A 14,612-nucleotide genomic window follows, 5' to 3' on the forward strand; every position below is an offset into this window, starting at 1 on the left:
ATCGAGTAGCCCGCGCAGCGGGCGTATCGAGATCCACCACCATCAGAAGTTGGGGCCAGAAGCCCGATCTGCTGGAGCAAAGGGGTCTCGATACGCCCCTGCGGAGCTACCCGACCAGCATGGGCGGTGATGTCCCGCACCCCGCCCGAGCGCGGTCGGTGACGCGCTCGGGGGGTGCTATTGTCTAACGGTGCCAAATCGCGGGCACGCTCCGAGAGGGGCGACGAAGACCCGCAGGTGCGCCCCCTTAGCTCATTGGTAGAGCACTTCCTTGGTAAGGAAGAGGTAGTGGGTCCGATTCCCACAGGGGGCTCCGTTCCCGGCAGGTCGAGCCTCCGGAGACGCGCGGCGGGGTAGCTCAGGTGGTTAGAGCACACGGCTCATAATCGTGGTGTCGCGGGTTCAAGTCCCGCTCCCGCTACGTTCACGAAGGACCCCGTCTCGCGAGTCGAGCCGGGGTCCTTCGGTTTCTCACAGGGTTTCCGGGATGCTTCGTCGCCTCGCGCCCCAGCGCCCGCCGCGACCCGAGTAAGGGTAGGCTAACCGAACTCGTCGCGCCCCGCGGCCCGTTCCGGAGGTCTCGCATGTCCCGCTCCTTCACTCCGACCCGGCCCACCGATCCGCAGGTGGTCACCGTCGAGGTCGTGCGGACGGCGCGGGTGACGCCGAGCATGCAGCGGGTCACCTTCGGTGGTCCGGGAGTGGCGCTCCTGCACCCGCTCGGGCACGACCAGTGGTTCCGGCTCTTCCTCCCGCGCCCGGGCCAGGAGGAGCTGCGACTCCCCACCCGCGCGAGCGCGCTCTGGTACGCGCAGTACCTCGCGATGCCGAGGGCTCGGCGTCCGTTCGTCCGCAACTACACGGTGCGCCGCTACCGCGCGAAGGGCGCCGACGGCGGCCCCGAGCTCGACGTCGACTTCGTGGTGCACGGCGAAGCGGGGGAGGCGGGGCCCGCCGTGACCTTCGCGCTCACCGCGACTCCGGGCGACCGGGTCGGCATCCTCGATCAGGGCCTCGGCTACCGGCGGGCGGAGGGCACCGACTGGTGCCTCCTCGTCGCCGACGAGACGGGTCTCCCCGCGGTCGCCGGCATCCTGGGCTCGCTGCCCGCCGACCGGCGCGCCGAGGTGTTCCTCGAGCTGCCCTGCGACGACGATCGCCAGCCGATCCCCGCCTCCGACGCCGTGACACTGCACTGGCTGCCGCGCACCGACGAGCACGCCCGCCCGGGAGAGCGTGCTCTCGACGTGCTCCGCAACGCCGCCCTGCCGGCCGGACGCCCCTCCGTCTTCGCGGTCGGCGAGTCGGCCCTCGCGACCGGCGCTCGTCGTCACCTCGTCGCCGAGCGCGGCGTCGACAAGCGCGACGTCACCTTCGTCGGCTACTGGCGCCAGGGAGTCGCCTCACCCTGACCTCGGCCGGCCGGTCACGCAGGCGGCGAGTGGCCTCTCGCGGTGGCTGTCAGACGTCGCAGCCCGCGAAGAGCACGTCGTCGGAGGCGACGAGGTCGTCGAGGGTCAGCAGCCGGTCGAGGTCGTGGCCGGCCGCGAGGGCGTTCGTGCGCTCGAGAGCGGTCTGCGGGGCGAGCCGACCCTCCATCACGCCGCCGAGGGCGCGGACGGCGCAGGCGGCGACGACTCCCTCCGGGGTGCCGCCGATGCCGAGCACCAGGTCGACGCGGCCGGCCGGGTCCGCCGCCTCGATCGCGACCGAGACGTCGCCCTCCCCGCGCAGCTCGAGAGCGACGCCCGCCTCGCGCAGCTCCGCGACCAGCCCGGTGTGCCGTGGCTTGTCGAGCACCACGACCACGAGCTCGCCTGGAGGCTTGTCGAGCGCGAGAGCCAGCCGCCTCGCGTTCTCGGCCGGGGCCAGGTCGAGCGACACGACTCCGGCGCCCGCGGCCGAGCAGACCAGCTTGTCCATGTAGAAGACGTCGCGCGGGTCGAGCATCGTGCCGCGCGGCGCGAGCGCGATGACGCAGACCGAGCCCGGGATCCCCTCCGCGGTCAGCCGGGTGCCGTCGAGCGGGTCGACCGCCACGTCGCAGGAGGGGGCGCTCGCCCGGCCGAGTCGCTCGCCGTTCGCGAGCATGGGGGCGTCGTCCTTCTCGCCCTCGCCGATGACGACGACGCCGTCGAACGGCGCCTCGGCGAGCACGTCGCGCATCGCCGCGACCGAGGCCGCATCGGCAGCGAGCTTGTCGCCGCGCCCGTACCAGCCGCGCGCCGCCTCGGCCGCCGCCCGCACGCTCCCGGCGACCGCCTCCCGCAGCTCGGGCGAGTACGAGGGCGACGCGATCAGCCGGACGTCGCTCACGCGCGGGCCGGCTGCGACGTCGCGGTGCGCACCAGCCGCTCGAGCGTGCGCAGCCCGTCGGACGAGAGCACCGACTCGAGGTGCCCCTGCACCGACGCGATCCGCTCTCCGCGGAGCGCGTTGACGACTCCTGTCGCCGCGTCGCCCGAGACCTCGAGGTCGAGCAGCGGCGTGCGCGTCGTGCCCTCGGCCGCAACGGAGGAGAAGGTGTTGTAGAAGCCGATCGCCGCGTCCTCGCCGAACACGTCGACCGCGAGGCGCACACCCTGGCGGGGCGCCGGCAGCGGCTCGACCGGGAGACCGGCGAGCAGCGAGAGCATCTGGTGGCTGAGGCAGACGGCCAGCATCGGGCGCTCGGAGCCGAGTCGCTCGGTCATCAGGGCGCGGAGGCGCGCGATCCGCGGCTCGGAGTCGTCGCGCGGATCGCCGGGGCCGGGGCCGAACACGACGAGGTCGTCCGTGAGCACGTCCTCGACACTCGACCAGCGCTCGACCCTGGCGTCCATGCCGAGGTGGCGCAGCTGGTGCGCGAGCATCGTCGTGAACTGGTCCTCGTTGTCGACGATGAGGGCGGTGTGCCCGGCGAGACCCTCGATGTGCTCGGGGGCCTGCGGCCGCAGCCAGAACGACGCGAGCCGCTCATTGCGCGCCTCGAGCGCCTCCTGGACGCCGGGCTGCGCGTTGAGGTCGATCGCCGGCGGGACGTCGCGGTGGGGCAGGAGCCCGAGCGCCGAGAGGACGCCCGACGCCTTGGCGCGCGTCTCGGCGACCTCGCCCTCGGGCGTCGAATGGCGCACGAGGGTGGCGCCGGCCGGCACGGTCAGCCGGCCGTCCGCGCGCAGGTAGGCGGTGCGGATGAGGATGGGCGCGTCGACCGTGTAGCCGTGCTCCTCCGGCTCGAACAGGGCGAGCACACCGGAGTAGTAGCCGCGCGGCTCCTTCTCGTACTCGGCGATGACGGCGCAGGCGTTCTCCATCGGCGAGCCGGTGACGGTCGGCGCGAACATCGTCAGGCGCAGCACCTCGCGCACGTCGAGGTCGGTGTGCCCCTCGAGCAGGTACTCGGTGTGGCTCAGCCGCGACATCTGCTTGAGGAAGGGTCCGAGGATGCGTCCGCCGTTCGGGCAGACCGCGCTCATCATCTTCATCTCCTCGTCGACGACCATGAAGAGCTCCTCGCTCTCCTTCACATCGGCGAGGAACGCGAGCACTCCCTCGCCGGTCGGGCCGGTGGCGGGGTGGCGGAAGGTGCCGCTGATCGGGTTCATCATCGCCACGCCGTCGCGCACCGAGACGTGGCGCTCGGGAGTGGCCCCGACCGCCGTGACCGTCGGAGCGCCGTCGACGCCCGGCGTGTGGATCGCGAAGGTCCAGTAGGCGCCCGACTCGTCGGTGAGCAGCCGGCGGAACCAGGCCAGCACCGCCTCGACCGCGGGGGCGTCGGTCTGCGCGACGAACGCGCGGTTGATGACGAAGTTGGCGCCCTCTCCGCGGCCGATCTCGTCGTCGATCACGCGCCGGACGATCTCGGCGTACTCGTCGTCGGGCACGTCGAAGCCGCGCTCCTCGACGGGGATCTCGCGCTCGGGGAGCAGCTCCAGCACCTCGGCCAGGGGGACGCTCTCGCGCTCGCGCACGATCAGGTTGCGCAGCGGCGCTCCGTCGTCCTTCGCCGCGAAGCCGCGCTCGCGCACCTGGCGGTAGGGCACGAGGGTGAGCACGTCGTCGCCGTCGAGCGGGATGTCGGCGAGCCCGTCGACGTCGACAACGTCGCCGGTGAAGACGTCGACCTCGGAGCGTCCCTGACGGAGGACGACCGCGAACGGCAGTGAGCCGTCGGAGGCGAGGATGCGGGAGAGGAGCGAGGTCATCGTGGTCCTTGGGTCGGGGTGTCCCTCACCCGGGCCCCGACATGCAGAACGACCGCCCGGTCGAGGCGGTCGTGTGCGAGAGGAGTCTGCGCGTCGGCCTGCCTAGGAGGCGGGCCACCAGGAACGGCGGAGGGTCGACGTGCGCATGGGGGGAGTCTAGGGGACCACCGGCGGGGCGGCCAAGGTCGGCGGGACCCGCTCGGTCGACTCGCCGCGCAGGGTCCGGAGGAGGAGGGTCGCACCGGCCGTCGCCGCGGGGGTCGCGACGACCGCTCCGCCCGGGATGAGGAACGCGAGGTACACCGCGATGCCGAAGCCGAGCGACACGGCGCGGTGCTCGCCGAGGAGCCGACGGCGCTCGCCGAGGGTAATCCCGCGCGCGTCCCCGGCGAACCCGGTGAGCTCGAGCGCGAGCGCCCGGCCGCCGACGAGCGCGCCGGCGATCAGGCCGATGATCTGGCCGATCACGGGGATGAGGCCGAGCAGCACGAGGACGACGCCGATCGCGAGCGATGTGGCGACGAGGACCCCGGAGTCGCGGATGCTCCGCCCGATCCCGCGCCAGAACCCGGTCTCGTGCTCGTCGGGGACGCCGCCGAGCTCGTTCTCGACGCCGCGCCAGATCCGCTCGTAGAAGGGGTCGCCGACGAGGAGGGTGACCGCCGCGAAGAGGACGACGCCGAGTGCGACGACCGCGCCGACCACCGCGATCGCGAGCAGGAGGCGAGCGGTCGCAGCCCAGGCGTCGCTCCAGCCGTCGAGGAAGGGGGTCAGCGCCGTCACCACTCCATCGACGCGGCTGACGACGAGGACGAGGACGCCCGCGAACACGAGCCCGACGATCAGCGGCGGGATCGCCCCCAGGAGCATCGAGCGAGGCGAGCGCAGCCAGGTGCCGAACCCCCGACCGAACAGCCGTGCGCCGAGGGCCATGTCGCGGAGGATCGCCATGCGTCGATCCTCGCAGACCCCGGCTCCCGTCCCGTGACGCGATCGAGACGGAGAGTGGGCGCACGGTGGATGTGCTCGCGTACAGCCGGCTGATAGACATCAGCCAGGTGCCACGGAGGCAGCTTCGGCACCGATTCCGTTTCCGCATTCTCGAGAAGAACACATCGATGCCACTCCGGGGGAGCACTCTCCGCTCGCGCACACGTCTCGCGTGCCTCACGCTCCTCGTCGGCCTCGCCGCCGGCGCGCTCGCACCGGTGTCGGCCGCGAGCACGCTGGTCCCCGAACCGACGCCCACCGCCGGGGCCGCCGCGGAGCCCACGTCGGCTCCGCGCTCCGAGCCCTCCGCGACTCCCGCGCCTGGGCCGATCGCCGACCCCGCCGTCGAGCCGGCTCCCGTCGCGTCCGGCCTCCCGACCGCGGTTCCGGAGTCCCCCGCACCTGCCGTGGTCGGAGACACCGACCCGTCGTGCCCGGACGGCGAGCGAGCGGTCGACATCGACTTCGACGCGATCACGATCGACTGGACCGCATCGTCCGGCTCCGCGACCGTCGGTCTGCCGGAGGCGTCGTTCCCCGACTGCGCGTACTCGGCCGACATCACCCTCGTGGTGGAGGGGCCGAACGGCGAGTACGCGGGCGGCATCGGCACGACCGTCGCCGTCGAGCGAGAGGGCAGCGAACCGCAGACGGCGCTGGTCCTCGCGCCGAGCGGCATCCGCACCGTCGTCGTCGTCACCAAGCTCTACGGCATGAAGGGCGGCTCCTACACCGACCTCGCGACGGAGCGCTGGCGCTCCGAGCCCGGCGTCTCGGCCGTCGACGAGTGGGAGACCTGCTACTACTCGACCGTCGGTGCGCTCGACAGCTCGTGGGCGCCGCCTCAGTTCACCGTGGTCGGCGACGCCGGCACCGTCGGAGTGGGCGTCGGTGCGGTCGTCGTCCCGGACTGCTTCGACAGCCAGCACATCGCCGTGCAGGAGTACCAGGGCTGGTCGCACACCAGGGACATCCTCTCCGGCAGGGGCTTCGCACTCGGATCGGCCGAGCCTCCCACCGATCTCTCCGAGGTCCCGACCGACCCCGGCACCTACAGCTATCTCCTCCAGGTCGACGGGACCGTCGGCGGGATCACCCGCACCCTGTGGACGGTCGGGCCGATCGAGGACGTCGTCGTGACCGCGCGCGCCGCTCCGGCCGCGACCCCCTCCGCCCTGCCCACCGCGGTCGCCCCGCCGGCCCCGGCGAAGCCCGGGCACAGCGGACGGACGCTCGCCGACACCGGCGTCGAGACGGCGGGCTCCGCGACAGCGGCTGCGGCCCTGCTCGCCCTGGGGCTGGTCGGCGTGTTGACGGCGCGCCGTCGTCGGAGCGCGCAGCAGTAGCGGGATTCCGACGCACGAAGGGCCCGGGAGTCGCTGCTCCCGGGCCCTTCGTGCGTCGTGGCTCAGGCGAGCTCGAACGGAGCGAGCAGGCCGCTCATCGCCTTGGTGCGCGGGAGGGCGAACTCGTCGCGGCGCGAGGTCGTGACTCCCATCGCCACGAGGCCCTCGACCAGGCGCACGGCCGAGACGACGCCGTCGATCACGGGCACGCCGAGCTCGCGCGACAGGTCGCGGCAGAGGTCGGCCATGCCGGCGCAGCCGAGCACGATCGAGTCGGAGCCGTCGGCCGCGAGCGCGTCGCGGCACGCCTCGAGGATCACGCGGCGCGCGTCGGAGCGCGGGTCCTCGAGCTCGAGCACGGGGATGTCGCAGGCGTGCACGTCGCGGCACGCCTCGCCGAAGCCCGCTCGCCGCGCGATGTCCCACGCGCGTCCACTGGTGCGCGACAGGGTGGTGACCACGCTGAAGCCCCGGCCGACCAGGGTCGCCATGTGCATCGCCGCCTCGGCGATGCCGATCACGGGGCCGCCGGCGATCTCGCGCGCGGCGTCGACGCCCGGGTCGCCGAAGCAGGCGATGACCGCTCCGTCGCTCCCCGCCGCCTCCGCCCGCGCGATCTCGTGGAGCACGCCGGGCACGGCGAGGGCCTCGTCGTAGTGGCTCTCGATCGAGGCCGGGCCCATCGGAGGCGTCACCGCGGCGATCTCGGTGCCGACGGAGGCGACCGAGCGCGCGGCACGGCCGATCGTCTCGGTCATCGAGGCGCTGGTGTTCGGGTTGATGACGGTGATGAGCACGGGGTCCTCGATCGGTGGAAGGGGAGGGAGGAGGGGCGGCCGCGTCGGGCCGCCCCTCCGGGGGTCAGACGAGCGAGCCGTCGCTGACGTTCTCGAGGTCGTCCTCGAGGCGTCCGATCCGGGGCGACCGGCGCTCGAGCATCGCCATGGCGACGAAGCCGAGCCCGCAGCCGATGAACCAGCTGTAGTCGCCGAGCCAGGTGAAGGAGGCGCCGCCCGCCTCCTCGATCCAGCGCGGCACGAGCACCGAGAGGACGGAGGGGACGCCGCCGATCGCGGTCGCCCAGACGGCGTTGGGGTTGAACCCCTTCGAGAACCAGTAGCGGCCCTTCTCGCTCATCGAGTAGAGGTCGTCGACCCAGACCCGCTGGCGGCTGATCAGGTAGTAGCCGGCGATGAGCACGCCGAACAGCGGGCCGATCAGGGCGCCGAGGATGCCGAGCGTGTAGTGGATGGCGGTGTCGTTCGAGTACCAGTTCCACGGGGTGAGCAGCACCGAGCCGACGGCGGCGATCATGCCGCCCATCCGCCAGCTGATCTTCTTCGGGTTCACGTTCGAGAAGTCGAACGCCGGTGAGATGAAGTTGGCGACGATGTTGATGCCGATCGTGGCGATGACGAAGGTGAGCCCGCCCAGCAGGACGGCGAACCAGGTGTCGATCCGCTCGACCGTCTCGATCGGGTCGGTGATCAGCTCGCCGAAGACCGGCACCGTCGCGGAGGCGGTGATCACGGTGAGCAGGGAGAAGAAGAGGAAGTTGATCGGCAGACCGAGGAAGTTGCCCTTCTTGACGGCCTTGTAGCTGCGGGCGTAGCGCGAGAAGTCGCCGAAGTTGAGCATCGGGCCCGAGAAGTAGGCGACGACGAGCGCGACGGCCGAGATCATCACGGGGATCGACGCGGCGAAGTCGAGGGGCTCGCCCGAGCCGAGGTTGAGCGAGATGTTCTCCCAGCCGGCCTGCGAGACGAGGTAGACCGCGAGGATCAGCATCACGACGTACACCGCGGGGCCCGCCCAGTCGATGAAGCGGCGGATCGACTCCATGCCGCGCCAGAACAGGGCGGCCTGGGCGACCCAGAGGATCGCGTAGGAGACGTAGCCGAGGGCGGAGAGTCCGAGGAAGGAGGCCTCGGGGGTGTTCCACGAGGCGAGATCGGGGAAGAACTTCAGGAAGACGATGTTCAGCGACTGGGCGGCGAGGTAGGTCTGCACTCCGTACCAGGCGATCGCGATGAGACCGCGGATGATGCCGGGGATGTTCGCCCCGCGGATCCCGAAGATCGCGCGGTTGATCACCGGGTAGGGGACGCCGGTGACCTGGCTCGGCTTCGCGACCAGGTTGCAGAAGATCTGGACGATCACGATGCCGACCACGAGCGCGACGAGCACCTGCCAGCCGGCGAGGCCGAGCGCGAACAGCGAGCCGGCGGTGACGTAGCCGCCGACGCTGTGCACGTCCGACATCCAGAACGCGAAGATGTTGTAGCTCGACCACCGCTGCTTGGCGAGGGGAGCGAGATCGTCGTTGGCGAGGCGGTCGTCGTAGCCCGGCTTGATCAGCGGGGCGCCGGCGGGGAGGTCGTCGTCGATCGACACCGCGGAGTGCGGGTCGGTGCGGGCGGCGGTGGCGCGGTCGGTCATGGTGGATCCACCTCTCGGGCGGTCGTGCGGCAGTCGCACGGACGGGATGTGTCAGGGTGGTCGCGGCGGCGGGCCGACGAGGCCGGTCGTCACCGCGGGGCTCGGGGAGCAGTGGACATCGCGTGAAGTGATCGCTTCACTCGAGGTCAACCTACGGCTCCGCCTCCCGCGGTTCGTTTCGGCTCCGTTACGGGTGCGTGACGATCGCTGAGGGAAGGACGACCCGTGGTGCTCTCCGACAGTTCGACCGGCGGCGGAGGTGCGGCCCTGCCCGCGGATCCGGCGGACGAGCGGGCGATCGCCGCGGCGGTCGGCGACCGCGAGCGTCTCGGAGCGCGCCTGCGCGAGCTGCGTCTCGCGTCGGGGATGTCGCTGCGGGCCCTGGCCGCCGAGCTCGGGATATCGGCCAGCGCGGTCTCGCAGATCGAGCGCGGGGCGATGCAGCCGTCGGTCGGCCGGCTGATCGCGATGGTCGGCGCGCTCGGCGTCCCGCTCTCCTCGGTCTTCGACGAGTCGGTCGCCCGCCCGGCCGTGATCGAGACAGCGGTCGTCCGCGCGGGCGATGTTGCGCCGGTCACCCTCGACGGCGGAGTCCTCTTCCGTCGCCTCGCACCGGGGCCGGTCGATGCGGTCGACTTCTTCGAGTCGACCTACCCGCCCGGGTCGACCTCGACCGCGCACCGGCAGTTCCTCCGGCACGACGGGTTCGAGGTCGGCACCGTGACGAGGGGCGAGCTGACGGTCGAGTTCGAGGACGAGACCGTCGTGCTCGCCGCCGGCGACGCCATCACGTTCCCGTGCGAGCGCCCGCACCGCATGATCAACCGCGGCGAGGCGACCGCCGTCGCCACCTGGCTGATCGTGCACCGCTGAGCCCTGCGCGGTTCGCGCCGACCCTCCGCAGGCGCCATCCCGGTATGGGATCCTGATCGCGCTCCTCCACAGCGGGGGCGAGGGGGGTTCTTGTCCACACCCCGCCCGGAATGAGGCGGGAGACCCGCCTCGATGTCGGTGCCGCCTGATGGGCTGTGCACCTCGAGCGATTGGTGCGGAACGTGGATGGATTCAAGGACGACGGGCGCGGCGACGGATGCCCGCGGTGGTGCGAGCGGGAGCACGACGAGCTCTCGGAGACCCAGGAGCGGCTGCACCGCTCCGCGGCACGGTCGCTGCCGGTGGTGCTCTGGCCGCGGGCCGGCGAGGAGCCGTCGGCGGTGACGGCGCACGTCTCGCTGTGCCGTCCGGGATCGGCGGGTGAGGACCGACTGCGCGTCGAGGCCGACGGGCTGGGCACCGTCGATCTCGACCTCAGCTCGGCCGCGCGCCTCGCGCGAGGGGTCGAGTCGACGCTCGCCCTACTCGGACACGCCTCGTGAGGCCTGGGGCGGGTTCGGCGGCAGCAGCTCCGTCAGCTCGAGGTCGAGCGCCTCGCAGAGGGCGAAAAGGGTGCGCAGCGTGGGGTTCGCGGGCGAGCCCGGCTTCGACTCCCCCTTCTCGAACTTCTGGTAGGTGTAGCCGGCGAGCCCCGCCGCGTGGGCGATGCGCTCCTGGCTCTCTCCCTTCGCGATGCGGGCGCGGTGCAGGTTGGTGCCGAGCTCGCGCGCGTAGGCGGCCCAGTCGCGTTCGGGGGAGGGAGTCGACATCCGGCCAGCTTCCGAGAAGAACCCTCGCGGGTCAGCCATATGCAGATGGGAAATTCGCTGTGGGCATACTCGGATGAACGGATCGCGGCTGAGTCCGGTCAATCGGGGGACAGACGCACAGCGCCTAGGATGGCCGGGTGCCAGTGAACCCCGAACTCGTCGGGCGTGCGTTCGCCCCCACCGAGCCCTACCAGGTGGGCCGCGAGAAGGTGCGCGAGTTCGCCCGCGCCGTCTCCGCCACGTCCCCCCTCCACCACGACGCGGAGGCCGCCCGGAGCGCCGGGTACGCCGATGTGATCGCCCCGCCGACATTCGCGGTCGTGGTGCAGGAGTACACGCTGGCGCAGCTGCTAGCCGAGCCCGACGCGGGCATCGACTTCAGTCGCGTCGTGCACGGAGACCAGCGCTTCAGCTACTCGCGCCCCATCGTCGCCGGCGACGAGCTCACCGCGACCCTCGCCGTCGCCTCCATCAAGAGGCTCGGCGCGCACTCGATGGTGACCACCGAGTCGACGATGGTCGACGCCGACGGCGCGCACGTCGTGACCGCCCTCTCCACCCTCGTCGTCAGGGGAGACGAATGACCGGCCCCCGCCCCGTCCTGTCCGAGCTCACCGTCGGCGACGTGGTCGCCGAGAGCAGCTTCCACTTCGAGCGCGGCACCCTGGTGCGCTACGCCGGAGCCTCGGGCGACTTCAACCCGATCCACTACCGCGACGACGTCGCGGCCGAGGTGGGGCTCCCCGGTGTGCTGGCGCACGGCATGCTCACGATGGGGACGGCCGTCCAGGTCGTCGTCGACTGGGTCGGCGACCCCGGACTCGTCGTCGACTACCAGGTCCGCTTCACCCGACCCGTCGTGGTCGACCCCGCGACGGGCGCCGACATCGAGGTCGTCGCGAAGGTCGGCGCCCTCGCGCCCGACGAGGGCTGGGCGCGCATCGACCTCGCCGTCACCGTCGCGGGTCAGGCCGTCCTCGGCAAGGCCCAGGCGCGGGTCGCCCTCGCGTGATCGGCCCCCGATGACCGCGGTCGACCTCTCCGAGCTGACCACCCTCCGCGTCGGCGGCCCCGCCGAACGCGTGCTGGAGGCGCGGACCGAGGCCGAGCTCGTCGAGGTGCTCGCGCAGGTCTGGGCCGACGACGAGCCCTGGCTCCTGATCGGCGGAGGCTCCAACCTGCTCATCGGCGACGACGGGTTCGAGGGAGCGGTCGTCCTCGTGCGCACCACGGGGATCGAGCGCCTCGAGTCGTCCCGGCCGGGCGCCGTCCACCTCCGCGTACAGGCGGGGGAGTCGTGGGACGGCCTCGTCGCGACGACGGTCGAGCGCGGCTGGGCGGGCCTCGAGGCCCTGAGCGGCATCCCCGGCACCGTCGGCGCCTCACCCGTCCAGAACATCGGCGCCTACGGTCAGGAGCTGTCCGACACGCTCGTCGCCGTGACCTTCCTCGACGAGGGCGCCCGCGAGCCGATCCGTCTCACGGCCGAGGAGCTCGGGCTCGGCTACCGGACCTCCGTCATCAAGCAGGGTCGTCGCGGCGCGGTCCTCGCGGTCGAGCTGCTCCTCGAGGAGGCGGAGGACGGCACCGGCGGCTCGCCGGTCGCCTACGCCCAGCTCGCCTCGGCGCTCGGAGTCGCTCTCGGCGACCGCGTGCCGCTCGCCGCCGTGCGCGAGACCGTGCTGCGGCTGCGGGCCTCGAAGGGCATGGTGCTCGATGCGGCCGACCCCGACACGGCCAGCGCCGGCTCCTTCTTCACCAACCCGCTCGTCACGACGGCGTTCGCGGGCGGACTCCCGCCGGCCGCACCGCGCTGGACGGTCGAGCCGGTGCACGAGGCCGAGGTCGTCACTCCGCTGTCGGCCGTCGAGGCGGGAGAGCCGATCGGCGTCCCCGCGCCCTCTGCGCCCGGCGAGCTCGTCAAGCTCAGCGCCGCGTGGCTGATCGAGCACGCCGGCGTCTCGCGGGGCTTCGCCCTGCCCGGTTCGCGCGCCGCCGTGTCGAGCAAGCACACGCTCGCCCTCACCAACCGCGGAGGCGCTCGCGCCGAGGAGGTCGCCGAGCTCGCCCGCTACGTGCAGGGCCGCGTCCTCGCCGAGTTCGGCGTGCTCCTGCACCCCGAGCCCGTCGTCGTCGGCACCACGGTCTGACCCGACTCGCGGAGCAGGTCAGGAGTCGCGGCGGATCCAGCGGAACGTCAGGCGGCAGGCGACGAGGCCCACCACGAGCCAGACGGCCAGCACGAGCGCGACGCCGCCGAGATCCCACGAGCCGTCGACCTCGAGCCCCTCGAAGTCGGAGGGGAGGAACACTGCGCGCATGCCCTGCGCGATCCACTTCAGCGGGAAGACGCTCGCGACGTTCTGCAGCCAGTCCGGCAGCGTCGTGAACGACAGGTACGAGCCCGAGATGAACTGCAGCACCAGCAGCGGCGGCACGATCACGGCCGTGGCGCTCTTGCCCGAGCGGGGGAGCGCGGAGACGGCGATGCCGAGGATGGCCGAGGTCGCCACTCCGCCGAGGTACACCCACGCGAAGGTCGCCCAGCGCCCGCTGTCGCTCGGCAGCTCGACCGAGAAGACGGTGGCCGCGACGACCAGGAGGAGCGCCGTCTGCGCGAGGCTCGTCACGAGCACCTGCCCGAACTTGCCCAGGAAGTAGCTCAGCACGGGCAGCGGCGCCCCCGCGAGGCGCTTGAGGGTGCCGTCGCTGCGCTCGACCGCGATGTCGACTCCGAGGTTCTGCACACCCGAGAGCAGGATGCCCGCCGCGGCGAGCCCCGGCACGTAGTACTCGGCCATCGTGATGCCCGGGTCCTGCGGGTTCGCCTGCATGATCGCGTTCTCGCCGAAAGCGACCGAGAAGATCGTCAGCAGCAGCACGGGGAAGAGGAAGGTGAAGAAGACCTGGTCGGGGGCGCGGAAGTAGGAGCGGACCTCGTAGCGCGCCCTCGCGGCGCCGAGGCGCAGCGTCCGTCCCGGACCGTAGCGGACCGATCGGGGGCGGATCGGGCGGTCGATCACGGCGCTCATGCGGGCTCTCCGATGCGGTCGAGGGTGTCTCCGGAGCGGTCGTCGCGGATGAGGTCGAGGTAGATGTCCTCGAGACTCGGCCGGACCACCTCGAGAGCGGCGGGCTCGCCGAGGCGGTCGTTGAGCTCGGCGACGACGCGCGCCGGCTCGGCGGAGCGGACCCGGTTCAGCACTCCGCCCTCCTCCCACTGCACGATGGGCACGCGGGCCTCGTCGCCGCCGATCTCGCTGACCGGGCCGATCGCGAGCAGGCGGCCGCCGGCGATGACCGCCGCGCGATCGCCGAGGCGCGCGGCCTCGTCGAGGTAGTGGGTGGTCAGCAGGATCGTCGTGCCCTCGCTCTTGAGGAGCGCGACCAGGTCCCAGAAGGAGTGCCGCGCCTCCGGGTCGAAGCCGGTCGTCGGCTCGTCGAGGAAGACGAGCTCGGGGCGGCCGATGATGCCGAGGGCGACGTCGACCCGGCGGCGCTGGCCGCCCGAGAGCTTGCCGATGCGCGAGCGCGCCTTCGCGGTGAGCCCGACGGCCTCGATCGTCTCGTCGACGTCGCGAGGGTGCGGGTAGAGGCCGGCGAAGTGCGCGATCTGCTCGCGCACGGTCGCGTTGCCGGACTCGCCGCTGGACTGCAGGACGATGCCGAGGCGCGACTTCCAGGCGAGGTCGCCGTGCCGCGGGTCGACGCCGAGCACCGACACCTCGCCTCCGGAGCGGTCGCGATAGCCCTCGAGGATCTCGATGGTGGTCGACTTGCCCGCGCCGTTCGGCCCGAGGAGGGCGAAGGTCTCGCCGCGGTGGATGTCGAACGTGATGCCGACGACGGCCGGGGCGCCGCCGTAGTCCTTCCGCAGATCGCGGACTCGGACGGCGGGGTCATCGGTCATCGCACCAGCGTGCCCTGTCCTGGCCGCAGAAGACAGTACTGGCGCTCTCCGTTCTCGCCCACTGCGGAATATCGCGATCGCGTCGGGACGACTCTCC

The 14,612-nt window shown here is 72.2% G+C and carries 15 protein-coding genes and 2 tRNA genes; 9 read left to right on the forward strand and 8 right to left on the reverse strand.

Going from position 1 to position 14,612, the window contains the following annotated elements; all coding sequences use genetic code 11:
- Positions 1 to 241 precede the first annotated feature (241 nt).
- From GRS96_RS07220 to GRS96_RS07230, 3 genes are all read left to right on the forward strand, one after another.
- Positions 242 to 313 (forward strand) — tRNA-Thr (locus GRS96_RS07220).
- Positions 314 to 347: 34 nt separating this feature from the next.
- Positions 348 to 421, forward strand: a tRNA-Met gene (locus GRS96_RS07225).
- Between the two features lie 163 nt (positions 422 to 584).
- A complete protein-coding gene (locus GRS96_RS07230) occupies positions 585 to 1,412 on the forward strand; it encodes a siderophore-interacting protein (protein WP_159854376.1) in 828 nt (275 codons plus the stop codon).
- 49 nt (positions 1,413 to 1,461) lie between these two features.
- Here the strand turns inward: GRS96_RS07230 and GRS96_RS07235 are convergent, their stop codons facing one another.
- The 3 genes from GRS96_RS07235 to GRS96_RS07245 form a co-directional block, all read right to left on the reverse strand.
- Positions 1,462 to 2,316, reverse strand: a complete 855-nt coding sequence (locus GRS96_RS07235) for a fructose-bisphosphatase class II family protein (protein WP_159854374.1) — start codon at positions 2,314 to 2,316, stop codon at positions 1,462 to 1,464.
- Positions 2,313 to 4,187, reverse strand: a complete 1,875-nt coding sequence (locus GRS96_RS07240) for an anthranilate synthase family protein (RefSeq protein WP_159988139.1) — start codon at positions 4,185 to 4,187, stop codon at positions 2,313 to 2,315. Before GRS96_RS07240 ends, GRS96_RS07235 begins: the two co-directional genes overlap by 4 nt.
- A 156-nt stretch (positions 4,188 to 4,343) precedes the next feature.
- Complete coding sequence (locus GRS96_RS07245) at positions 4,344 to 5,138, reverse strand: EI24 domain-containing protein (protein WP_159988141.1); 795 nt, start codon at positions 5,136 to 5,138, stop codon at positions 4,344 to 4,346.
- Positions 5,139 to 5,305: 167 nt separating this feature from the next.
- Here GRS96_RS07245 and GRS96_RS07250 point away from each other — a divergent pair, with 167 nt between their 5' ends.
- Positions 5,306 to 6,523, forward strand: a complete 1,218-nt coding sequence (locus GRS96_RS07250) for an LPXTG cell wall anchor domain-containing protein (RefSeq protein WP_159988142.1) — start codon at positions 5,306 to 5,308, stop codon at positions 6,521 to 6,523.
- A gap of 62 nt (positions 6,524 to 6,585) precedes the next feature.
- On the opposite strand, the gene GRS96_RS07255 is transcribed toward GRS96_RS07250, so the two are convergent.
- Both GRS96_RS07255 and GRS96_RS07260 read right to left on the reverse strand, forming a co-directional pair.
- On the reverse strand, positions 6,586 to 7,320 hold the full coding sequence (locus GRS96_RS07255) for an aspartate/glutamate racemase family protein (protein WP_159988143.1): 735 nt from the start codon (positions 7,318 to 7,320) through the stop codon (positions 6,586 to 6,588).
- Between the two features lie 64 nt (positions 7,321 to 7,384).
- A complete protein-coding gene (locus GRS96_RS07260; RefSeq protein ID WP_159988144.1) occupies positions 7,385 to 8,962 on the reverse strand; it encodes an NCS1 family nucleobase:cation symporter-1 in 1,578 nt (525 codons plus the stop codon).
- Between the two features lie 228 nt (positions 8,963 to 9,190).
- Between GRS96_RS07260 and GRS96_RS07265 the strand changes: the two genes are divergently transcribed.
- Positions 9,191 to 9,835, forward strand: coding sequence for a helix-turn-helix domain-containing protein (locus tag GRS96_RS07265; RefSeq protein ID WP_204162053.1), 645 nt, complete (start codon positions 9,191 to 9,193; stop codon positions 9,833 to 9,835).
- A 182-nt stretch (positions 9,836 to 10,017) separates the two neighbouring features.
- Entirely contained in the window at positions 10,018 to 10,338 is a 321-nt protein-coding gene (locus tag GRS96_RS07270; RefSeq protein ID WP_159854362.1) for a DUF6907 domain-containing protein, read from the forward strand.
- Here the strand turns inward: GRS96_RS07270 and GRS96_RS07275 are convergent.
- Positions 10,318 to 10,605, reverse strand: a complete 288-nt coding sequence (locus GRS96_RS07275; protein ID WP_159854360.1) for a helix-turn-helix domain-containing protein — start codon at positions 10,603 to 10,605, stop codon at positions 10,318 to 10,320. The genes GRS96_RS07270 and GRS96_RS07275 overlap by 21 nt on opposite strands.
- 137 nt (positions 10,606 to 10,742) lie before the next feature.
- On the opposite strand from GRS96_RS07275, the gene GRS96_RS07280 reads away from it, so the two are divergent.
- The 3 genes from GRS96_RS07280 to GRS96_RS07290 are packed head-to-tail and all read left to right on the forward strand — an operon-like array spanning position 10,743 to position 12,755.
- Positions 10,743 to 11,189: a MaoC family dehydratase N-terminal domain-containing protein gene (locus GRS96_RS07280; RefSeq protein WP_159854358.1), complete on the forward strand. Its 447-nt coding sequence runs from the start codon at positions 10,743 to 10,745 to the stop codon at positions 11,187 to 11,189.
- Positions 11,186 to 11,617, forward strand: a complete 432-nt coding sequence (locus GRS96_RS07285; RefSeq protein ID WP_159854356.1) for a MaoC/PaaZ C-terminal domain-containing protein — start codon at positions 11,186 to 11,188, stop codon at positions 11,615 to 11,617. Before GRS96_RS07280 ends, GRS96_RS07285 begins: the two co-directional genes overlap by 4 nt.
- A gap of 10 nt (positions 11,618 to 11,627) precedes the next feature.
- On the forward strand, positions 11,628 to 12,755 hold the full coding sequence (locus GRS96_RS07290) for a UDP-N-acetylmuramate dehydrogenase (protein ID WP_159988145.1): 1,128 nt from the start codon (positions 11,628 to 11,630) through the stop codon (positions 12,753 to 12,755).
- Between the two features lie 18 nt (positions 12,756 to 12,773).
- Here the strand turns inward: GRS96_RS07290 and GRS96_RS07295 are convergent, their stop codons facing one another.
- A complete protein-coding gene (locus GRS96_RS07295; RefSeq protein WP_159988146.1) occupies positions 12,774 to 13,637 on the reverse strand; it encodes an ABC transporter permease in 864 nt (287 codons plus the stop codon).
- Positions 13,634 to 14,515, reverse strand: a complete 882-nt coding sequence (locus tag GRS96_RS07300; protein WP_159854350.1) for an ABC transporter ATP-binding protein — start codon at positions 14,513 to 14,515, stop codon at positions 13,634 to 13,636. Before GRS96_RS07300 ends, GRS96_RS07295 begins: the two co-directional genes overlap by 4 nt.
- Positions 14,516 to 14,612 lie beyond the last annotated feature (97 nt).

This window comes from Rathayibacter sp. VKM Ac-2803 (genome assembly GCF_009807175.1).
Lineage (GTDB): Bacteria > Actinomycetota > Actinomycetes > Actinomycetales > Microbacteriaceae > Rathayibacter.